This window comes from Jannaschia donghaensis, from assembly GCF_001403795.1.
GTDB classification, from domain to species: Bacteria; Pseudomonadota; Alphaproteobacteria; order Rhodobacterales; family Rhodobacteraceae; genus Jannaschia; species Jannaschia donghaensis.
In genome coordinates this window covers 140,578-160,180 of record NZ_CXSU01000011.1, presented here as the reverse complement: position 1 = coordinate 160,180, position 19,603 = coordinate 140,578, and the positions used below count along the sequence as shown (strand labels likewise).

Genomic DNA, 19,603 nt, shown 5'->3' with positions numbered 1-19,603 from the left:
GGGGCGGGCGGGGTCCGCCGGGGGCGATTCAGATGACCGCCGACTCGGGGAAATGCACGCCGGTCGCGATGCGGTCTGGCCCGAACGGCGTCAGGTCCAACGTACGATAGGACCCGTGGATCAGGTATTCGGCCAGGCCCCGCCCCATGGCGGGCGACTGTTGCAACCCATGCCCCGAAAACCCGTTTAGCGTGTGGAACCCCGGCAAGTCGCCGTGCGGGCCCACCACGGCATTCTGGTCGAACGTGTTGTAATCGTAGTGCCCGACCCAGCTTTGCGTCACGCGGATCTCCTCGAATGCGGGGATGCGGGCGGCGATGGCCGGCCAGACCTTGTCTTCCCAGATGGCCCAGTCGCCCGCGAAATCCTCGGGGTCGACGGCGGGGTCCATGTCGGGCGTCGCCCCGGCCAGGTAGTTCGCGCCGTCCTGACGCACGTGAACGCCCGACGGGTCGATGGTCAGCGGCAGGTCGCGGTCCAGCGGGCGCGCGGCCGAGAAAACCCAAGTGTAGCGTTTGCGCGGCTCCACCGGCAAATCCAGGCCTGCCATCCGCGCCACCGCCGCGCCGCGCGTGCCGGCGGCGTTGACCACGATGTCCGCACCCAGCCGCGCCCCGGACGCCAGCGTCACGCCGCCGACCCGTCCGCCCGACGTGTCGATGCCGATCACCGTGTCCGTCAGATAGGTCACGCCCCGATCGCAGGCGCAGCGCCGCCACCAGTCGAACATGGTCGTCCCGTCGAAATACCCCTCGTCTCGCGTGCCGTGGGCCCCCAGCCGAAGCCCGGCCGTGTCGTAGAACGGGAAGTCGCGCGCGATGTCGTCGGGCGACATCAGCCGCGTGCCGGCCCCCGACGCGACCTGCACCCCGTGCATCCGGCGCAGGTTCGCCTCCGCCTCGGGCGTGTCGGCCAGATACATGTAGCCGAAGGGGTGAAAGTGAATCGGCGGCACGCGCGCATCGTCCATGATGGTCTGGAAGTTGCGGATACACTCCACCCCGAATTGGCTGACCGCGATGTTGAGAGGGTTGCCGAACTGCTGCCGGATGCAGCTGTTGGTGAAGGCGGTGCCGCAGGCGGCGTAGGTCGAATCACGCTCCACCACGGTGATGTCGGATGCGGGATGCCCCAGGTCCGTCAACCACCAGGCCAGGCTCGACCCCATGATGGCGCCGCCTATGATCACGATCCTGTCCGCCATACATCCTCCGTGTTCGTTTGAACGCTACACCTTGCCCCCGTGCGATCAAGCGGTCATCCGAAGGTGCATGACGCGTGACATGGCGACATTGGCGGGCTTCGGTGCCGTCGTTCTCTGGGCGACACTGGCGCTGTTCACGACGCTGTCGGGCGACGTGCCGCCGTTTCAGCTTCTGGCGATGTGCTTTGCGGTGGGTGGCACGATGGGCCTGATCGCGGGATGGCGGCGGCGCGGATGGACCGCCTGGCGTCAGCCCTGGCCGGTCTGGGCGCTGGGGGTGGGTGGCCTCTTCGGCTATCACCTTCTTTATGTGCTGGCGTTGCGCGCCGCGCCCCCGGTGCAGGCCAGCCTGATCGCCTATCTCTGGCCGCTGCTCATCGTATTGCTGTCGTCGCTTGGCACTGGCCTGCGGGCGCATCACTTGATCGGCGCGCTGCTGGGGTTGGCGGGGGCGGCCCTGATCGTGACCGGGGGGCAGGGGGTCGCGCTGTCGTCCGACCATGCGGCGGGCTATGCCATCGCTTTTGTCGCCGCCTTCTTCTGGGCGGGGTATTCGGTGCTGTCGCGCCGGTTCGCCGATGTTCCGACGGACGCCGTGACCGGGTTCTGCTTGGCCACCGCGGCGCTGTCGCTGGTGGCCCATCTGGCGCTGGAGTCCACCGTTGTTCCGCAGGGGACCGAATGGCTCGCCATCCTGGGGCTGGGCCTCGGACCCGTCGGTCTTGCCTTCTTTCTATGGGACATCGGGGTCAAGCGCGGCGATCTGCCGGTGCTGGGGGCGGCCAGCTATGGTGCGCCGCTTTTGTCGACCTTCGTGTTGATCGGGGCGGGTCAGGCGACGCTGACCTGGGCGGTGGCGCTTGCCTGCCTGTTGATCACGGGCGGTGCCGGTCTGGCTGCCAAGGACCTGATCTTCCGACGGCCCTAGTCGCGGTGGGTGAGGGAGACGAAGACGTCCTCCAGATCCGCCTCCTCGGTGCGCACGTCGCGGATGGAAATGCCGTTGGCGTGGACGAAGCCCAGCAATTGCTCCGCCGTGATCTTCGCGCGGGCATAGCTGAAGGCCAGCGATCCGTCGCCGCGACGGTCAAGTTCGAGCCCTTCCGGCAGGTCAAGATCGCCAACCGTGGCTTCGGGGACGATGACCATGGTTTTGGCATCCAGCCGGTTGAGGAGGTTCGCCGTTTTGTCACGTATCACCAGCTCGCCGTCAGCGATGATGGCGATTTCGTCGCACATCTCCTGCGCCTCCTCCAGGTAGTGGGTGGTCAGGATGATCGTCATCCCCCGTTCCTGGTTCAGGCGGCGCACGTTGCGCCAGAGCATTTGCCGCAACTCGATATCCACGCCTGCCGTCGGTTCGTCCAGCACCAGGATCTGGGGGTGATGCACCAGCGCCTTGGCCAGCAGAAGCCGCCGCCGCATACCCCCCGACAATGTGCGCGCATAGGCGTCTGCCTTGTCCGACAGGCCCACCAATTCCAGAATTTCCATGGTCTTGCGCTGCGCCTTGGGCACGCCATAAAGCCCCGCCTGCACGTCGAGCGCGCCCGCAGGCGTAAAGAACGGATCGAGGTTCAACTCCTGCGGCATGACACCGATGGCCGCGCGCGACTGGCGCGGATTGCGATCCTGATCGAAGCCCCAGATCCGGACCTTGCCGGCGGTCTTGCGCACCAGACCCGCCATGATGTTGATCGTCGTGGATTTTCCGGCCCCGTTCGGCCCCAGCAGACCGAAGATGCTGCCGGTCGGAATGGTCAGATCCAGCCCCTTCAACGCTTCCTTCGCGGGGGTCTTGCCATCGCCGCCATAGGTCTTGCGCAGCCCTTCGATCTCGATCGCATTGGTCATGCATGGCCCTTCCCGGCGTGTCGCAGTGCCGTGGGAGGTAGAAGGCCCCGGCCCCCAAGGCAACCGCGTCTGGACGCGACCGACCTGTGCGCCCCTGCCGAGCCGCTTGCGGGCGGCGCGGGCGATGGGCCATAAGACGGAGCACATTCGCCCGCACAGACCGAGAGCCAGCATGACCACCGGAACGCCCCGTTATCCCAGCCGTCAGACCCAGTTGCCGGCCCCCGAGATCGAGACGGTCACCGCGACCCGCATCGCGTGCGACGGGGGCGAGGGGGCATTGGGCCATCCACGCGTCTGGCTGTCAATCGACCCCAAGGTCGGGTTCGTCGAATGCGGATACTGCGACAAGCGTTTCGTTCTGGAAGGCGACGGCCACTGAGGCGGGTCCTTCGCGCGCTGCGCTGGCTGCTGATCGTCCCGTGTGCCGTGGCCGTCTGGCTGATCGCCGGGCTGATTGGTGCGATGATTCCGTCCGACGGGGCCGCGCCCGGCGATGACGTTACGATCCATCTGGTCGGCACCGCGATCCACTACGATTTCCTGTTGCCCGCAACGCCGCGCACGCGGGCCGCGTTCGGTTTCGCGACAGACGCGGGCGTGCCGGTGGATGCGCTCGGTGCCCGCTGGATCCTGATTGGTTGGGGCGCGCGGGATTTCTATACTGCGACCGGCCGCTATTCGGACATGGAGGTCGGGCCGGTCTGGCGCGCGGTGACCGGCGATGCCTCCGTCCTGCGGGTGGAGGTTTGGGGCGATGTCGACCTGTCGGGCCGCCCCGAACTTCGGTTGGGCGCGGTACAATACGACCGTCTGCTTGCGGCGCTGGTCGCATCCACCGACAGACAGGCGTTGAACCATCCCGGATTTACGGCGACCGACGGGTTCTTTGGCGCGGTCGGCCGCTTCGATCTTTGGCGCACCTGCAACGTCTGGGTCGGACAGATGCTGCGTGCGGCGGGCGTGCGGTTCGGGGTCTGGACGCCGACCCCGCAGGCGGTGCGGCTGGCGCTTCGGTGGCACGGGTAACGCGGCGTCGTCAGGGTCGTGAGGTGACTGTTAAAATTTGGACGCTATATCTGGATAATGACCCAGATGGATGACACCGCCCCCGCCAACCGCCCCTACGACCGGGCCGAATTGGTGAGCGATGCGGTCGTGCACATCGCCGGGCTGATCCTGGCGCTTGCCGCCGTTCCCGTCCTTATCACGCTCACGGCCGTGCTGCGCGGCGATGCCACCGGCATATTGGCCGTTTCTATCTATGGCGCGACGCTGATCGCGATGTTGTCGGCGTCGCTGGCCTACAATCACATCTCCCACCCCGATTGGCAGGACCGGCTGCGCCGGATGGACCTGTCGGCGATCTACCTCAAGATCGCGGGCACGGTGACGCCGTTCGGCCTGCTGTCGGGCACCGGCAATACGTTCCTGGCCGCGATGTGGACGGCGGCGGTGGTGGCGACGGTCACGACCTTTCTGCGCCGGCGTCGGTCGACGGCGCTGTCGGTGGCGATCGGCCTGTCGATGGGCTGGGCCGTCCTGATCGGCGGCGGCGAAGTGATCGCCACGACGTCCTGGCCCGTCTTCGCGCTGATGCTTGGGGGCGGCCTGATCTATTCGCTGGGCACGCCGTTCCTGATGATGGAGCGGATGCGGTTTCACAACGCGATCTGGCACGGGTTCGTCGTTGCGGCGTCCGTGGTCTATTTCGTTGCCGTCACCTGGCACATGGTCGCGACACGGATCGCCTGACGCCCGCAGAAAACGGTCGCGATGGAAGGGGGCATGGTGGTGCCCCTTTTTGGTTCGTGGCATGGGTGAGGTCACAGCGACGGGGGACACGCGATGACTTTCGGCAAGGGATGCCACCTGCACCTGATCGACGGATCGGCCTATATCTTTCGCGCGTTTCACGCGCTGCCGCCGCTTGCGCGGAAATCGGATGGGCTGCCGATCGGGGCGGTGTCGGGGTTCTGCAACATGCTGGACCGCTACGTCCAAGGCAACGACGGACCGGATGCCGCGACGCATGTGGCGGTGATCTTCGACAAGGGGTCGCACACGTTCCGCAACGACATGTATGATCAGTACAAGGCGAACCGGTCGGAAATGCCCGAGGATCTGCGCCCGCAGATCCCCCTCACGCGCGAAGCGACGCGCGCCTTCAACATCGCCTGCGAGGAGATCGAGGGGTTCGAGGCGGACGACATCATCGCGACGCTTGCCCACCGCGCCCGTGACGCCGGCGGACGGGTGACCATCCTGTCGTCGGACAAGGACCTGATGCAGCTGGTCGGCGGCGGGGTCGAGATGCTGGACCCGATGAAGAACAAGCGGATCGACGACGACGGTGTTTTCGAAAAGTTCGGCGTGGCCCCCAACCGCGTGGTCGACGTGCAGGCCCTGGCCGGCGATTCGGTTGACAACGTGCCGGGCGCGCCGGGCATCGGCATCAAGACCGCCGCCCAGTTGATCCAGGAATATGGGTCGCTGGAGGATCTGCTGGACCGGGCGGCCGAGATCAAGCAGCCCAAGCGGCGCGAGACGCTGATCGAACACCGGGCACAGATCGAATTGTCGAAGCGTCTGGTCCAGTTGGATTGCGAGATGGATTTGCCGTTCGGCCTCGACGATCTGGAAATCAAGGACGCGGTGGCGGACGACCTGCTGGAATTCCTCAACAAGATGGAATTCCGCAGCCTGACGCGCCGCATCGCCGACCGTCTGGGCGCGGAGCCGCCCGCGATGGTCGACGTCGCACCGCAGGCGGATGCGCCCGACGCCCCCGAAGACCCGGCGATCGACCATTCCAGCTATGAAATCGTGCGCGACGCCGCCGCGTTGCAGGATTGGCTGGACCGGATCGCACGCGCCGGGACGGTGGCCGTCGATACCGAGACGACATCGCTCAACGAGATGCAGGCCGATCTGGTCGGCGTGTCGCTGGCCGTGGCCCCCGGAGAGGCGTGTTATGTGCCGTTGACGCATCGGTCGGGGGGTGGGGACCTGTTCGACACCGACGCGCTGGCCGAAGGGCAGATGCCGCTGGACGCGGGCCTCGCCCTGCTCAAGCCGATGCTGGAGGATCCCGCGATCCTCAAGGTCGGCCAGAATATGAAGTACGATTTCAAGATCTTCGCACGCTTGGGCATCACGGTCGGGCCGATCGACGATACGATGCTGCTGAGCTATGCGCAGAACGGCGGACTGCACAATCACGGCATGGACGCGCTGTCGGATCGCTACCTCAACCACCGACCGATCCCGATCAAGGAGCTGATCGGGACGGGCAAGGCTCAGGTGACGTTCGACCGGGTGGAGATCGACAAGGCGGCCCCCTATGCCGCCGAGGATGCGGACATCACCCTGCGCCTGCACCGCCTGTTCAAGCCGCGTCTGCACGTGAACCGCGTCACGCAGGTCTATGAGACGCTGGAACGCCCGCTGGTGCCGGTTCTGGCGCGGATGGAAATGACGGGCGTCAAGGTCGACCGCGATGTCCTCAGCCGCATGTCCGGCAAGTTCGCGCAGAAGATGGCCGCGCTGGAGGAGGATATCCACGCCTCCGCCGGCAAGCCGTTCAACGTCGGATCCCCCGCGCAATTGGGCGAGATCCTGTTCGGCGACATGGGCCTGCCGGGCGGCAAGAAGACCAAGACCGGGGCCTGGTCCACCGGGGCCGACGCGCTGGAGGATCTGGCGACGGAGCATGATCTGCCCAAGCTGATCCTCGATTGGCGGCAGCTGTCCAAGCTGAAATCGACCTATACCGACGCGCTGCAGGGACATATCGACCCCGATACGGGGCGTGTGCACACGTCCTATTCCATCGCCGGGGCAAACACCGGGCGGCTGGCGTCCACCGATCCGAACCTGCAGAACATCCCGATCCGGACCGAAGAGGGCCGCCGCATCCGGGAGGCGTTCGTGGCCCCGGAAGGCCGGGTTCTGGTCGCGCTCGATTATTCCCAGATCGAGTTGCGCATCCTGGCGCATATCGCAGGGATCGATCAGCTCAAGCAGGCGTTCAAGGACGGGCAGGACATTCACGCGCTGACCGCGTCCGAAATGTTCGGCGTGCCGTTGGAAGACATGACGCCAAAGGTGCGCCGACAGGCCAAGGCCATCAACTTTGGCGTGATCTACGGCATCTCGGGCTTCGGCCTCGCCCGCAATCTGCGCATTCCGCGCGCCGAGGCGCAGGCCTTCATCGACACCTATTTCGAACGCTTCCCCGGCATCCGCGACTACATGGACGACACGGTGAAATTCGCGAAAGCGCATAACCGGGTCGAGACGCTGTTCGGGCGCCGCATCCACACGCCCGAAATCAATGCCAAAGGTCCGGGTGCGGGCTTTGCCAAGCGCGCCGCGATCAACGCACCGATCCAGGGCACCGCCGCCGACGTCATCCGCCGCGCCATGGTGCGGATGGAGGACGCCATCGCCGGCATCGACGCCAAGATGCTGTTGCAAGTGCACGACGAATTGCTGTTCGAAGTGGCCGAAGATGACGTGGACAAACTGACCACCGCCGCCCGAGAGGTGATGGAAGGCGCGCATCTGCCGGTCGTCGACCTGTCGGTGCCGCTGATCGTGGATGCGGGGCAGGGCGCGAACTGGGCCGAGGCGCACTGACGCGATGAACCTCGACCGGATTTTCGTTGGCTGTGCCTGGGCGTGGGTGGCGGGAACGGTTTTCTTCTGGATCGCGGCCACCTTCGTGGATGGTGCCGTCGCATTCGAGCTCCTGCCCGGCTTGGCGATCATCGGCACGACGCTGTCGGCCTGGGATACGATGGCGGCAGGATTGGTGGCGGTTGCCATCATGTCCATTTGGCTTTCGGTGAGCTTGACCGACGCTGCCTTGATAAGTGTCGGCCCGGGCCCGAGCGTCGCCATCGGCTGGTCGGCGGTGTTCGGAGCCGGCGCCAGCTTCGATTTTGGTCTGGACCGCGCGGAATGACCCTCATTGCCTTCAACAAACCGATGAATGTCCTCAGCCAGTTCACGGACGAGGGGAAATGGCAGGGGCTGAAGCACTGGATCGACGTGCCGGGCGTCTATGCGGCGGGGCGGCTGGACCGTGACAGCGAGGGGTTGCTGATCCTGACCGATGATGGCCGCACGCAGGCGCGGATTACGCAGCCGAAGACGCAGACGCCCAAGACATATTTCGCGCTGGTCGAAGGGGTGCCGACGGACGATGCCCTGATCGCGTTACGGCAGGGCGTGCCGCTGAAAGATGGCCCCACCCGCCCGGCACTGGTCGAAGCGGTTTGCGCCCCCGACTGGCTTTGGCCCCGCGACCCACCCGTGCGATTGCGCAAGACCGTACCCGATGCCTGGCTGCAGCTGACCATCACCGAAGGGCGCAATCGGCAGGTGCGGCGCATGTGCGCGCATGTGGGCCTGCCGGTCCTGCGCCTGATCCGGTGGTCGGTCGGCGATTGGACGCTGCAGGGCCTGTCGACCGGGACATGGCGGGAGATTGGCACGGAACCCCGCTCACATCCCCCCGTTGACCCGACATAACCAACCGGAGATTACCCATGACCCAGACGACCACCATGCCCCTGCCGGGCCAACCCGCCCCCGCGCTCGACCTGGATCTCATCATCGACGCGAAATGGCGGCTGGCGGATCAATCGCCCAAGGCTTTCACGATGATCGTCTTCTACCGCGGCCTGCATTGCCCGATCTGCGGGGATTACCTGGCGGGCCTGCACGATCTCTATGATGATTTCCTGGCAAAGGGGGTCGAGGTCATCAACGTGTCCATGGACAGCAAGGACAAGGCGGTCGAGGCGCAGGCGAAATGGAACCTCGACCCGATTCCGATGGGATATGGGTTGACCGAAGAGCAGGCGCGCGCCTGGGGGCTGTACATGTCGAAGGCGCGGTCCGACGCGGACCCGGACGTCTTTTCCGAGCCGGGGTTGGCGATGGTCAAACCGGGCGGCACGCTTAACATGATGGAGATGGGCAGCGCACCCTATCTGCGGCCCGACCTGAAGCTGCTCCTGTCCAAGCTGGATTTCGTCATCGACAAAGACTTCCCGCCGCGCGGTGCCTACGGCGGCTGAACGTCAGACGTCCGGCCGCCGGATCGGCCGGGCGTCAATCCGACAGCGCATCCGCATCGATGATCGGAAAGAACGTGCATTTCGATTCGACCCCGAACTGCCCGTCCCGTTCCTCCCCAAGCTCCACCAGGCGGTAGAACGATTTCCGGTCGATCAGGGCCTGCAGACCCCGGCGCACCTCGACGTAGGGCGACGGCTCTCCCTCGTCCGAGAATTCCACACGGATCGGGGCGTCGGGGCCGGCCCCGACCAAATCGTCGACATTGGTTCGGAAGGTGATGACACCGTCGGCCACGTCGAAATCGACTGCGACAAATGGCGCATCCTCCACCTGCAGGCGCACCTTTTCGACCGGCGTGACGAGGAAGTGTTCCTCGCCCTCCTTCTTGAGGATCGACGCGAACAGCTTGACCAGGCCCTGCCGCCCGATCGGCGTGCCTTCGTGGATCCAGGTGCCGTCGCGCTTGATCACGATGTCGATGTCGCCGCAGAACGGCGGGTTCCACAGATGGACCGGCGGCGCACCCCGTTTGCCTTCTTTCGCGGCGACTTGGGCGGATTGCAGGAAGTTGCCTGCCGAGCCGGTCACGCGATCTTGTCCTGCCATTGCCCTTTGCCCTCGCATCCGTCAGCCATAGTTATAATCCAAAGATAACGCGCGCGGGAGCAATGCAATGGTCGAAGATCACGGAGCGGACGAGCTTTTGAACGAGATCGAGGCGCTTGGCGCAAAGCTGACGACGGCGCGCGCCGCGATTGCTACGCGGATCATCGGGCAGGAAACGGTCGTCGACCTGTCGCTTGCGGCGATGCTGGCCGGGGGACACGCCCTGCTGATGGGTCTGCCCGGTCTGGGCAAGACGCGGTTGGTCGAAACGCTGGCCACGGTCATGGGGCTGACGGGCAACCGCATCCAGTTCACGCCCGATCTGATGCCGTCGGACATCCTGGGGTCAGAGGTGCTGGAGACGGCGTCGGACGGAAGCCGGGCGTTTCGCTACATTGAAGGACCGATTTTCGCGCAGCTTCTGATGGCGGACGAGATCAACCGCGCGTCCCCCCGCACGCAATCCGCGCTGCTGCAGGCCATGCAGGAGCGGGAGGTGACGGTCGCCGGCCAGACACGCGCGCTGCCCGCGCCGTTTCACGTTCTGGCAACGCAAAACCCGATCGAGCAGGAAGGGACATATCCACTCCCCGAGGCGCAGCTTGACCGCTTTCTGGTCAAGATCGACGTCGAATACCCCGACCGCGCGACCGAGCGTGCGATCGTGCTGGCCACCACCGGCGGGGCCGAGGCGCAGGCGACGGGCGTGTTCGACAGCGCCAGCCTGATCGCCGCGCAAACGATCGTCCGGCGGATGCCGGTGGGCGACAAGGTGGTGGATTTGATCTTGGACCTCGTACGGGCCTGTCGACCCGACAACCCGGACGCGCCCGAAACTGTCAGGTCCCACGTGGCCTGGGGCCCCGGTCCGCGCGCGGCGCAGGCCCTGATGCTGCTGGTGCGCGCGCAGGCCCTGCTGGACGGTCGGCTGGCCCCCGATGTATCGGACGTCGCCCGCCTTGCCCGCCCTGTCCTCGCCCACCGCATGGCGCTGTCGTTCGCCGCGCGCGCCGAAGGCATCGTGCTGGAGGATGTCATCGACGAAGTCGCGGCCCGGACCACCCGTATCGAGCAAGCCGCTTGAACGAAGCCCTTCATACCGCCGCGACGCTGCGCGCCCGTTCCGAAGGGGCGGCGGCGACGCTGCCTGGCCTGCTCCTGCAGGCGGAGCGGTTGGCCGCGACGATCCTGCTGGGCGACCACGGGCGCAAGCGGGCGGGGCCGGGCGATGCGTTCTGGCAGTTCCGTGCGGCACAACCGGGCGATCCTCGGCGGGCGATCGATTGGCGGCAATCGGCGCGGGGCGACGGTCATTTCGTGCGCGAAACCGAATGGCAGGCGGCGCAATCGCTGATGCTTTGGGTCGATGATGCCGCGTCGATGCGATTTGCCTCCGCGGATCGCCCCTCCAAGCTGCGCCGCGCGCAGACGCTGGCCCTGGCGCTTGCCGTCCTAGCCACCCGCGCCGGGGAGCGGACCGGCCTTGCCACCTTGCCGGAGCCGCCGCGCAGTGGAAAGGCGCAGCTGATCCGCATGGCCGACGCCTTGATGGAACGCGGCGATGTGCCCGATTACGGCGCGCCGTGCCCCCGCGTGATGCCGATGGGCGCGCGGGCCGTCTTCCTGTCGGATTTCCTTGGCCCGGCGGCGGCGGTCACCGATGCGCTGACCGCCGCCGCGGACCGTGGCGTTCAAGGCGTTCTGGTGCAGATTCTGGACCCCGAGGAGGAAGCCTTCCCCTATGATGGTCGCACCGTCTTCGAAAGCATGTCCGGTGCGGTCCGGTTCGAAACGCTGAAGGCCGGTCAGTTGCGCGACGATTATCTGGGCCGTCTGGCCAAGCGCCGCGCGGCCCTGCGCGATCTGTGTCAGCGCACCGGCTGGCGCTATCAATTGCACCACACCGATGCGTCGGCCGAAGCAGCCCTTCTGTCGCTTTACACCGCGCTGGAACGTCGGCGATGACCGCGCTCGCCTTCACCACGCCGCTTCTGCTTTTGGCGCTGATCGCCCTGCCGATCCTGTGGTGGCTGCTGCGCGCCGTTCCGCCCGCGCCGATAAGACGGCGGTTTCCCGGTATCGTTCTGCTGTTGGGTTTGCGCGACGATGAAAGCCAGACAGCGACGACGCCTTGGTGGCTTCTGGCGCTGCGGATGCTGGCGCTGGCCGCCGTCATCCTGGGTTTCGCCGGTCCGATCCTGAACCCGCGACAGGCGGGCACCGGGACCGGGCCGCTTCTGGTGATGATGGATGCCAGCTGGGCCTCGGCCCGCGACTGGCCCGCGCGGACGGCTAAGGTCGATCAGATGCTGCGCGACGCGGCCCGGGCGGGACGTCTGGCCGCCGTGCTGCCGCTGACCGATCCCCTGCCCGCCGAGATCCCGTGGCAAAGTGCGGCCGCCTGGGTCGAACGCCTGCCGTCGATTTCGCCCCGCGCGTGGGAGCCTGAGTACGACGCTCTGGCCGATCTGGACGTAGGCGATGCGGAGGTGGTCTGGGTGTCCGACGGCCTGGCACGCGAAGGGCGTGACGTCATGGACGCACGTATCATCGAAAGCGCGCGGCCCGTTCTGGGTCTGACGCCCGCCACCTACGAGGACGGAATCATCAGCCTGCGTGCCCTGCGCCTGAACGACGGGACCGAGCGCAGCGTCGACCTGCGCGCCATCGGCCCCGGCCCGAACGGCGCATTGACGCAATTGGGCATCGCCAGCGCGGAGTTCGCCGCCGGCGCGACGCAGGCCGAGGTCTCGTTGTCGCTGCCGCCCGAACTGCGCAACCGCGTCGCCCGCTTCGAGATCGCGGGGGAGCGGTCCGCCGGGGCCGTCACGCTGGCCGACGACAGCCTGGCCCGGCGCGAGGTGGCCCTGCTGACGCAGGCCGAGGACGAGGCGCAGGATCTGCTGTCCCCGCTTTACTATCTGCGCAACGCGCTGGCCCCGACCGCCGACATGATCGAGGGCGATCTGGAGACGTTGCTGCCCGCGACGCCAGATGTTCTGGTCATGGCCGACGTCGCTCGTCTTTCGCCCGCCGAGACGGTGCAGGTAACCGAATGGGTCGAGGCGGGGGGGCTCCTCTTGCGCTTTGCGGGGCCGAACCTTGCCGCGTCCGACATCAGCCGGGACACCGAAGACAATCTGATGCCGGTGCGCCTGCGGTCGGGCGGGCGCACGGTGGGCGGCGCGCTCAGCTGGGGGGAGCCGAAGACGCTGCGCCCCTTCGATCGGTCGTCGCCGTTCTTCGGTCTGGACGTATTCGACGAGGTCACCGTCAACAGCCAGATCGTCGCCCAACCCGACCCGACCCTGGCCGACCGCACCATCGCCGCGCTGGCCGACGGCACGCCGCTGGTCACGCGCAAAGCCCTGGGCGAAGGGCAGGTCGTTCTGTTCCACGTCACGGCGAACGCCGAATGGTCGTCTTTGCCGCTGTCTGGCCTGTTCGTGCAGATGCTGGAACGGCTGGCCGTGTCCACCCGGCCTGCGGCCCCGACGGCCGAAATGCTGGAAGGCACGACCTGGGTGCCACGCGTCGTCCTGGACGGGTTCGGCGTGGCGCGGGATGCGGGAACGCTGGCCGGTGTGCCGGGCGAGGATCTGGTCGATCCGACGCCGTCCGCCGACGTGCCGCCGGGTCTCTACGAAGGACCGGGGCAAAGCCTTGCGATCAATGTTTTGAATGCCGAGGCGGAGCTGACCGCAGCCGTCTGGCCCGCAGGCACGTCCGTCGAAGGTCTGGACCGGGCGGAGGAGACGAATCTGATGCCATATCTGCTGGCCGCCGCGCTTACCCTTCTGACACTCGACGCCATCGCGTCCCTTTGGTTGGGCGGACGCCTGCGGCGGGGGGCCACCGTTGTCGTGGCGGTCGCAGCCGCCGCGTTGATGATGGGACCGGAGGCGCGCGCGCAGGAAGGTCAGCCCCCGGCCGAGGTGGCGCTGGCCTACGTGGTGACGGGCGATGCGGGGATCGACGAAGTGTCGGAGGCGGGGCTGCGCGGCTTGTCGTCCGTTCTGGCGCAACGGACCAGCGTGGAACCGGATGCCCCGCGCGGCGTCGATCTGGAGGTGGACGAACTGGCGTTCTTCCCCGTGATCTACTGGCCTGTGGATGCGTCGCAGCCGATCCCGTCGTCTGACGCCTATGCCAAACTGAACCGGTATCTGCGCGGCGGTGGCATGATCGTTTTCGACACCCGTGACGCGGATCTGGGTGGTTTTGGATCATCCTCGCCGGCGGCCCTGCGGTTGCGCGATCTGGCCGCCCCGCTGGACATTCCACCGCTGGAGCCGTTGCCCGACGACCACGTGATGACGCGAAGCTTCTATCTGCTGCAGGATTATCCCGGACGCTACAATTCCCGCGAGGTCTGGGTAGAGGCCAGTCCGGACGTCGAACAGGTCGAGGGGATGCCGTTCCGCAACCTCAACGACGGGGTGACGCCGGTGGTGATCGGGGCGAACGACTGGGCGGCGGCCTGGGCCGTCGATGGCGGCGGTCGATCGCTTCTGCCGGTGGGACGCGGGTTTGCGGGCGAACAGCAGCGCGAGATTGCGTTCCGTTTCGGCGTGAACCTGGTGATGCATGTCCTGTCGGGAAACTACAAATCCGATCAGGTGCATGTGCCCGCCCTGCTTGACCGGCTTGGAAACTGACATGACGCGACAGATCCTCCTCGATCCGATGTTTCCCATCTGGCTGATCGCCGCGCTGGGCGGCGTGGCCCTGCTCGCCTGCCTGCTGGCGGCGTTGCGCGGCCTGCCCGGCTGGTGGCTGCGCGCGCTGGGTGTCGTGACGCTGGCCGTCGCGCTGCTGAACCCGTCGCTCCAGACCGAAGATCGGGAGCCGTTGACCGACATCCTGCTGATCGCGGTGGACGAAAGTGCCAGTCAGGGCCTGTCCGACCGTACCGCGCAGACCGAAGCCGCGCTGACCGACCTGTTGGCCGAGGCGGAGGCCGAGGGCCTCGACACCCGCGTCGCCCGCGTCGGCGATGGGGACGGTGACAGCGGGACACTGGTGATGGGCGCCCTGTCGGAGATGATGGCCGAAGTGCCGCGCGACCGCATCGCCGGGGCCGTCGTCATTTCGGATGGACGGGTCCACGACGCCGCGCAGGCACCGGAGCTGCCCGCGCCCCTGCACCTGCTGCAGACCGGACGGGACGGCGATTGGGACCGGCGCCTGATCGTGTCGAACGCCCCAAGCTTTGCGATCCTGGACGAGGAATTCACGATTACCCTGCGGATCGAGGACCAGGGCGACGTGCCTGACACCGCCGGAGACAGCGCGGAAATCGTTCTGGCCGTCGATGGCGGTCAGCCGCGCGCCTACGTCATGCCGGTGGGCGAAGATATCGAACTGCCGGTGACGCTGCCCCATGGCGGGTTGAACGTCATCGAATTTCGCGTCCCCGAGGCCGAAGGGGAACTGACGGATCGCAACAACGCCGCCGTGATCCAGATCAACGGCGTGCGCGACCGCCTGCGGGTGCTGCTGGTGTCCGGGGAGCCGCACACCGGCCAGCGAACCTGGCGCAACCTGCTCAAGGCGGATGCTGCCGTCGACCTCGTGCATTTCACGATCCTGCGCCCGCCGGGCAAGCAGGACGGCGTCCCGGTGACGGAGTTGAGCCTCATCGCCTTTCCGACGCGGGAGCTGTTCTCCGAGAAGATCGGCGAATTCGACCTGATCATCTTCGACCGCTATCAACGGCGCGGCATCCTGCCGACGATCTACCTCGATAATGTGCGCGCCTATGTCGAACAGGGCGGGGCGTTATTGGTCGCTGCCGGGCCGGACTTCGCCGGCGCGGACAGCATCTATCGCTCCCCGCTTGCGCCGATCCTGCCGGCCGTGCCCACGGCGATCGTGCGCGACGAAGCGTTTGTGCCCGAAGTCTCCGACCTGGGCGAGAAGCATCCCGTCACCGAAGGGCTGCCGACCGGGTTCGGCCTTGACGGTGCGCCCTGGGGGCGTTGGTTCCGGCAGGTCCAGGTGGAGGCGCTGCCCGACACGCAATCGGTCATGACCGGGCTGGAGGAGGAGCCGCTTCTGGTGCTGGACCGGGTGAAGGCGGGGCGCGTGGCGCTTCTGGGGTCCGATCATGTCTGGATGTGGGACCGCGGGTACGAAGGGGGCGGCCCGCAGGCGGAATTGCTGCGCCGCCTGGCCCATTGGCTGATGCAGGAGCCGGAGTTGGAGGAGGAGGCGCTGATCGCGTCTGCCATCGGTCAGGAGATCACGGTGACGCGCCGGACCCTGGGCGATGCGCCCGGCGCGGTCACGGTGACGGCCCCGGACGGCACTGAAACGGAATTGACCCTGACCGAAGAGACGCCGGGCCGTTTCGTGGGCCGGTTGACCGGCCCGGAGCAGGGGCTTTACCGCCTGCGCGAGGGGGAACGGATGGCCGTGATCGGCCTGGGCCCCGCCGCCCCGCGCGAATTCGTCGAGACGATTTCCACCGATAGCGTGATGCGCGCGGCGATCGACGCGCGCGAAGGCGGGGCCGTGATGCTGCAGGATGGGACGCCCGATCTGCGTGCCGTGCGCGAAGGGCGCCGTGCCTCCGGGCGTGGCTGGATCGGGTTCACCCCGCGCGATGCCTATCTGACGGCGGATGTGCGGGTCCTGTCGTTGGTGCCGGCCTGGCTTTTCCTGATGCTGGCCGCCGGGTTCGCGACCTGGGCCTGGCTGCGCGAAGGTCGCGACTGACGCGCGGCGCGGGTCGGGCCGCGTTGGCTTTTGCAATGGTCTGTATTTCGTGGTCAGGTCGGCGGAACGGGGGCCAGGTCTCCCGCGTCATTCAGGGAGGATGAACCACATGATCGATCGTAGGACCCTTGCCCGGCTTGTCGGGGCCGCCGCCTTCGCCGTCGCCGCATGGCCCGCCGCCGCGCAGGAGGTGACGCTCAAGCTGCACCAGTTCTTGCCCGCGCAGGCGAATGTTCCCAAGCTGATCCTCGACGTCTGGGCCGACAAGGTCGAGATCGCTTCCGACGGTCGCATCAAGATCGAACGCTATCCATCGATGCAATTGGGCGGTGCCCCGCCGCAGTTGATGGATCAGGCGATCGACGGTGTGGCCGATGTTGTCTGGACGGTCGTGGGCTATACCCCCGGCCGCTTCCCGAGGACGGAAGTGTTTGAATTGCCGTTCATGGTACGCGACGCGGAGGCCGGGTCGTCGGCCTATTGGCAGATGTTCAAAAGTCGGATGCAGGAGGAATTCTCCGACGTGCATATCCTGGCGACCTGGGTCCACGGGCCCGGCATGATCCACACCAACAAGCAGATCACCACGCCCGCGGATATGCAGGGCCTAAAGATCCGCGGCGCGACCCGTCAGGTGAACGCCCTGATCGAAACGTTGGGCGCGACCCCGGTCGGCATGCCCGTGCCCGCCATCCCCGAGGCGCTGTCCAAGGGTGTCATCGACGGCACCACCATCCCGTGGGAAGTGACGCCGGCACTCAAGATTTCCGAGTTGATCGAGCATCACACCGAATTCGAGGGCGACCACCTCTATAATGTGACGTTCGTTCTGGCGATGAACAAGGCGCGCTACGAAGGCCTGCCCGATGATCTGAAGCAAGTGATCGACGATAATTCGGGTCTGGAGTTTTCGATTTTCGCCGGCGGCCAGATGGTCGCCGCAGACGGGCCATCGCGCCAGATTGCCGTCGACGCGGGCAATTCCATCGTCACGCTGACCGAGGAACAGGCCGCCGAATGGCGCGAGGCCGCGCAGCCCGTCTATGACGCGTGGTTGTCGGAAATGTCGGACATGGGCATCGACGGTCAGGCCCTGATCGACGAGGCGCGCGCGTTGATGGACGCCTACGAAGGCTGACGTTAAGACCATGGCGGAAGGCCGTGCCCAAGGGTGGGTGCGGCCTTTTTTGCGGGAGAATCGCATGCTGCGACGCATTATCGAAGCACTGGCCCGTCTGATGGCCATCCTGGGCGGGCTGGTTTTGACGGTGCTGATCGTGATGACATGCCTGTCGGTGCTGGGCCGGTTCATGAACGGGGTCCTGCACGGCCCGCCGTTCGACGGCACGGCGCTGGCCACCTGGGCGCTTGGCCTTGGCATCGGGCCGATACAGGGCGATTTTGAGCTGATCGAGGCGGGCATGGCCTTCTGCATCTTCGCCTTCCTGCCGATCACGCAGCTGACCGGCGGCCACGCGGCGGTCGACATCCTGACCAACCGTTTCGGCGTCACCGCGAACCGCGTGCTGGCGGTGCTCTGGTCGCTTCTGTTTGCCTTCGTGATGGCCGTGATTGCCTGGCAGCTGTGGCAGGGAACGGCGGCCAAGATGCGGTATGGCGAGACGACCTATCTGATCCAGTTTCCCATCTGGTGGGCTTATGCGGCGGCCCTGGCGGGGGCGGCGGTCACGGCCCTTGTCGCGGTCTACATCGCTGTGGTGCGCCTGGCCGAACTGCTGACGCGGTCGGACATCCTGCCCGCCGGGGGGGCGGAGCATTGACCGCCATCGAGATCGGTCTGTGGTCCTTTCCCGGCCTTTTGCTGCTGATCTTCCTGCGGGTGCCGATCGGGCTGGCGATGTTCGTCGTGGGGTTGATTGGGCTCTACCTGGTGACGGGTGGCAACGTGGTGGCCTTGTCGCGTTTGAAGAACGAGACGTTCTCCACCTTCTCCTCCTACTCGCTCTCCATCATCCCGATGTTCCTGTTGATGGGTCATTTCGCGACGCTGGGCGGCATGTCACAGGCCCTGTTCCGCGCGGCCGAAGGGTTCCTGGGTCACAGGCGGGGCGGGGTCGCCATGGCTGCGATCGGGGCCTGCGCGGGGTTCGGGGCGATCTGCGGGTCGTCGCTGGCCACGGCCGCCACCATGGGCCGCGTCGCCCTGCCGGAGCTGCGGCGTTACGGCTATGACGGGGGGTTTTCGACCGCGACGCTGGCGGCGGGCGGAACGCTGGGCATCCTGATCCCACCGTCGGTCGTCTTGGTGATCTATGCCATCCTGACCGAGCAGAACATCGCCAAGCTGTTCCTTGCCGCCTTCCTGCCGGGCGTGATCGCGGCGCTTGGCTATGTCATCGCGATTTCGATCTATGTCCGGCTGAACCCCGATTCCGCAGGCACCCGCGACGCCATTCCGATGGGGGAAAGGTTCCGTCTGCTGGCGGCGGTCTGGCCCGTGCTTCTGGTATTCGTGGCGGTCGTCGGCGGCATTTATGGCGGTATCTTCACACCGACCGAGGCGGCGGCGGTCGGGGCGCTTGGCACCGGTCTGATCGCGCTGGTGAACGGTGGCTTGAACGGCAAGACACTGATCGAGAGTTTCCTCGTCACCGCCAAATCCTCGGCGATGATCTTCTTCATCGTGCTGGGGGCGGCCATCTACAACGGTTTCCTGGCTTTGACGCAGGTCCCGCAGGAGATGTCGATTTGGGTCGTCGAACAGGGGTTCGCGCCGATCACGGTCCTGATCGTGATCCTGATCTTCTATCTGCTGCTGGGCTGCGTGATGGATTCGCTGTCGATGATCCTGCTGACCATTCCGATCTTCTTTCCGGTCATTGTCGCACTCGACTTCGGCATGACGACCGAGGAGGTGGCGATCTGGTTCGGTATTCTAACCCTGATCGTGGTGGAAGTCGGGCTGATCACGCCGCCGGTGGGCATGAACCTGTTCGTCATCAATTCGATGGATCGGGGCACGCCGATGCTGCAAACGTATAGGGCGGTTTTGTATTTCGTCGGATCCGACCTGGTTCGCGTGGCACTTCTGGTGGCGTTTCCGGCCATCACACTATTCCTGATTTAGGGCCGGGTTAGGGGCCAGCCTACTACCACCGAGGTATTTCT

The 19,603-nt window shown here is 66.4% G+C and carries 18 protein-coding genes; 15 read left to right on the top strand and 3 right to left on the bottom strand.

Annotation, left to right across the window (positions count from 1 at the left end; all coding sequences use genetic code 11):
• Positions 1 to 28: 28 nt before the first annotated feature.
• A complete protein-coding gene (locus JDO7802_RS05220) occupies positions 29 to 1,204 on the bottom strand; it encodes an NAD(P)/FAD-dependent oxidoreductase (protein WP_055083371.1) in 1,176 nt (391 codons plus the stop codon).
• Positions 1,205 to 1,271: 67 nt separating this feature from the next.
• Here JDO7802_RS05220 and yddG point away from each other — a divergent pair, with 67 nt between their 5' ends.
• Entirely contained in the window at positions 1,272 to 2,132 is an 861-nt protein-coding gene (gene yddG, locus JDO7802_RS05215) for an aromatic amino acid exporter YddG (RefSeq protein ID WP_055083369.1), read from the top strand.
• Here the strand turns inward: yddG and JDO7802_RS05210 are convergent.
• Entirely contained in the window at positions 2,129 to 3,058 is a 930-nt protein-coding gene (locus JDO7802_RS05210) for an ABC transporter ATP-binding protein (protein WP_055083367.1), read from the bottom strand. The two genes, yddG and JDO7802_RS05210, sit on opposite strands and share 4 nt — an antisense overlap.
• A 172-nt stretch (positions 3,059 to 3,230) precedes the next feature.
• Between JDO7802_RS05210 and JDO7802_RS05205 the strand changes: the two genes are divergently transcribed.
• The 7 genes from JDO7802_RS05205 (at position 3,231) to JDO7802_RS05175 (ending at position 9,147) form a co-directional block, all read left to right on the top strand.
• Positions 3,231 to 3,440 (top strand): zinc-finger domain-containing protein, encoded by a 210-nt coding sequence (locus JDO7802_RS05205; RefSeq protein WP_055083365.1) that lies wholly within the window; start codon positions 3,231 to 3,233, stop codon positions 3,438 to 3,440.
• A gap of 47 nt (positions 3,441 to 3,487) precedes the next feature.
• Positions 3,488 to 4,087 carry a DUF2459 domain-containing protein gene (locus JDO7802_RS05200; protein WP_055083364.1) on the top strand — a complete coding sequence of 200 codons (600 nt, stop codon included), beginning with the start codon at positions 3,488 to 3,490 and terminating at the stop codon, positions 4,085 to 4,087.
• Positions 4,088 to 4,144: 57 nt separating this feature from the next.
• Entirely contained in the window at positions 4,145 to 4,813 is a 669-nt protein-coding gene (gene trhA / locus JDO7802_RS05195) for a PAQR family membrane homeostasis protein TrhA (RefSeq protein ID WP_055083362.1), read from the top strand.
• 93 nt (positions 4,814 to 4,906) lie between these two features.
• On the top strand, positions 4,907 to 7,699 hold the full coding sequence (gene polA, locus JDO7802_RS05190; protein WP_055083360.1) for a DNA polymerase I: 2,793 nt from the start codon (positions 4,907 to 4,909) through the stop codon (positions 7,697 to 7,699).
• A 4-nt stretch (positions 7,700 to 7,703) separates the two neighbouring features.
• On the top strand, positions 7,704 to 8,027 hold the full coding sequence (locus JDO7802_RS05185) for a hypothetical protein (RefSeq protein ID WP_055083358.1): 324 nt from the start codon (positions 7,704 to 7,706) through the stop codon (positions 8,025 to 8,027).
• A complete protein-coding gene (locus JDO7802_RS05180) occupies positions 8,024 to 8,596 on the top strand; it encodes a pseudouridine synthase (RefSeq protein WP_055083356.1) in 573 nt (190 codons plus the stop codon). The genes JDO7802_RS05185 and JDO7802_RS05180 overlap by 4 nt, the downstream gene beginning before the upstream one ends.
• A gap of 17 nt (positions 8,597 to 8,613) precedes the next feature.
• Positions 8,614 to 9,147: a redoxin domain-containing protein gene (locus tag JDO7802_RS05175; protein WP_222836394.1), complete on the top strand. Its 534-nt coding sequence runs from the start codon at positions 8,614 to 8,616 to the stop codon at positions 9,145 to 9,147.
• 34 nt (positions 9,148 to 9,181) lie between these two features.
• Here JDO7802_RS05175 and JDO7802_RS05170 read toward each other — a convergent pair whose 3' ends face one another.
• On the bottom strand, positions 9,182 to 9,754 hold the full coding sequence (locus tag JDO7802_RS05170) for a DUF1285 domain-containing protein (RefSeq protein ID WP_055083353.1): 573 nt from the start codon (positions 9,752 to 9,754) through the stop codon (positions 9,182 to 9,184).
• Between the two features lie 67 nt (positions 9,755 to 9,821).
• Between JDO7802_RS05170 and JDO7802_RS05165 the strand changes: the two genes are divergently transcribed.
• The 7 genes from JDO7802_RS05165 to JDO7802_RS05135 all read left to right on the top strand — a co-directional run bounded on the left by JDO7802_RS05165 (position 9,822) and on the right by JDO7802_RS05135 (position 19,562).
• Positions 9,822 to 10,838: an AAA family ATPase gene (locus tag JDO7802_RS05165; RefSeq protein ID WP_055083351.1), complete on the top strand. Its 1,017-nt coding sequence runs from the start codon at positions 9,822 to 9,824 to the stop codon at positions 10,836 to 10,838.
• Positions 10,835 to 11,719: a DUF58 domain-containing protein gene (locus JDO7802_RS05160; RefSeq protein WP_055083349.1), complete on the top strand. Its 885-nt coding sequence runs from the start codon at positions 10,835 to 10,837 to the stop codon at positions 11,717 to 11,719. Before JDO7802_RS05165 ends, JDO7802_RS05160 begins: the two co-directional genes overlap by 4 nt.
• Positions 11,716 to 14,412 carry a DUF4159 domain-containing protein gene (locus tag JDO7802_RS05155; RefSeq protein ID WP_055083347.1) on the top strand — a complete coding sequence of 899 codons (2,697 nt, stop codon included), beginning with the start codon at positions 11,716 to 11,718 and terminating at the stop codon, positions 14,410 to 14,412. Before JDO7802_RS05160 ends, JDO7802_RS05155 begins: the two co-directional genes overlap by 4 nt.
• Before the next feature lies 1 nt (position 14,413).
• Positions 14,414 to 16,474, top strand: a complete 2,061-nt coding sequence (locus JDO7802_RS05150; protein WP_055083345.1) for a hypothetical protein — start codon at positions 14,414 to 14,416, stop codon at positions 16,472 to 16,474.
• Positions 16,475 to 16,583: 109 nt separating this feature from the next.
• The gene (locus JDO7802_RS05145) at positions 16,584 to 17,612 is read left to right on the top strand and encodes a TRAP transporter substrate-binding protein (RefSeq protein ID WP_055083343.1); all 1,029 of its coding nucleotides are present in this window, start codon (positions 16,584 to 16,586) and stop codon (positions 17,610 to 17,612) included.
• Positions 17,613 to 17,676: 64 nt separating this feature from the next.
• Positions 17,677 to 18,255: a TRAP transporter small permease gene (locus tag JDO7802_RS05140; RefSeq protein WP_055083341.1), complete on the top strand. Its 579-nt coding sequence runs from the start codon at positions 17,677 to 17,679 to the stop codon at positions 18,253 to 18,255.
• Positions 18,252 to 19,562: a TRAP transporter large permease gene (locus JDO7802_RS05135; protein WP_055083339.1), complete on the top strand. Its 1,311-nt coding sequence runs from the start codon at positions 18,252 to 18,254 to the stop codon at positions 19,560 to 19,562. The genes JDO7802_RS05140 and JDO7802_RS05135 overlap by 4 nt, the downstream gene beginning before the upstream one ends.
• The last annotated feature ends 41 nt before the right edge of the window (positions 19,563 to 19,603 follow it).

What these genes read in the sequence shown, in the direction of transcription:
- JDO7802_RS05175 (WP_222836394.1), top strand. Translation starts at nt 8,614, where the DNA reads ATGACCCAGACGACCACCATGCCCCTGCCGGGCCAACCCGCCCCCGCG.
- JDO7802_RS05210 (WP_055083367.1), bottom strand. Translation starts at nt 3,058, where the DNA reads ATGACCAATGCGATCGAGATCGAAGGGCTGCGCAAGACCTATGGCGGC.
- JDO7802_RS05150 (WP_055083345.1), top strand. Translation starts at nt 14,414, where the DNA reads ATGACGCGACAGATCCTCCTCGATCCGATGTTTCCCATCTGGCTGATC.
- JDO7802_RS05155 (WP_055083347.1), top strand. Translation starts at nt 11,716, where the DNA reads ATGACCGCGCTCGCCTTCACCACGCCGCTTCTGCTTTTGGCGCTGATC.
- JDO7802_RS05145 (WP_055083343.1), top strand. Translation starts at nt 16,584, where the DNA reads ATGATCGATCGTAGGACCCTTGCCCGGCTTGTCGGGGCCGCCGCCTTC.
- yddG (WP_055083369.1), top strand. Translation starts at nt 1,272, where the DNA reads ATGACGCGTGACATGGCGACATTGGCGGGCTTCGGTGCCGTCGTTCTC.
- JDO7802_RS05165 (WP_055083351.1), top strand. Translation starts at nt 9,822, where the DNA reads ATGGTCGAAGATCACGGAGCGGACGAGCTTTTGAACGAGATCGAGGCG.
- JDO7802_RS05185 (WP_055083358.1), top strand. Translation starts at nt 7,704, where the DNA reads ATGAACCTCGACCGGATTTTCGTTGGCTGTGCCTGGGCGTGGGTGGCG.
- polA (WP_055083360.1), top strand. Translation starts at nt 4,907, where the DNA reads ATGACTTTCGGCAAGGGATGCCACCTGCACCTGATCGACGGATCGGCC.
- JDO7802_RS05180 (WP_055083356.1), top strand. Translation starts at nt 8,024, where the DNA reads ATGACCCTCATTGCCTTCAACAAACCGATGAATGTCCTCAGCCAGTTC.
- trhA (WP_055083362.1), top strand. Translation starts at nt 4,145, where the DNA reads ATGACCCAGATGGATGACACCGCCCCCGCCAACCGCCCCTACGACCGG.
- JDO7802_RS05205 (WP_055083365.1), top strand. Translation starts at nt 3,231, where the DNA reads ATGACCACCGGAACGCCCCGTTATCCCAGCCGTCAGACCCAGTTGCCG.
- JDO7802_RS05220 (WP_055083371.1), bottom strand. Translation starts at nt 1,204, where the DNA reads ATGGCGGACAGGATCGTGATCATAGGCGGCGCCATCATGGGGTCGAGC.
- JDO7802_RS05140 (WP_055083341.1), top strand. Translation starts at nt 17,677, where the DNA reads ATGCTGCGACGCATTATCGAAGCACTGGCCCGTCTGATGGCCATCCTG.
- JDO7802_RS05170 (WP_055083353.1), bottom strand. Translation starts at nt 9,754, where the DNA reads ATGGCAGGACAAGATCGCGTGACCGGCTCGGCAGGCAACTTCCTGCAA.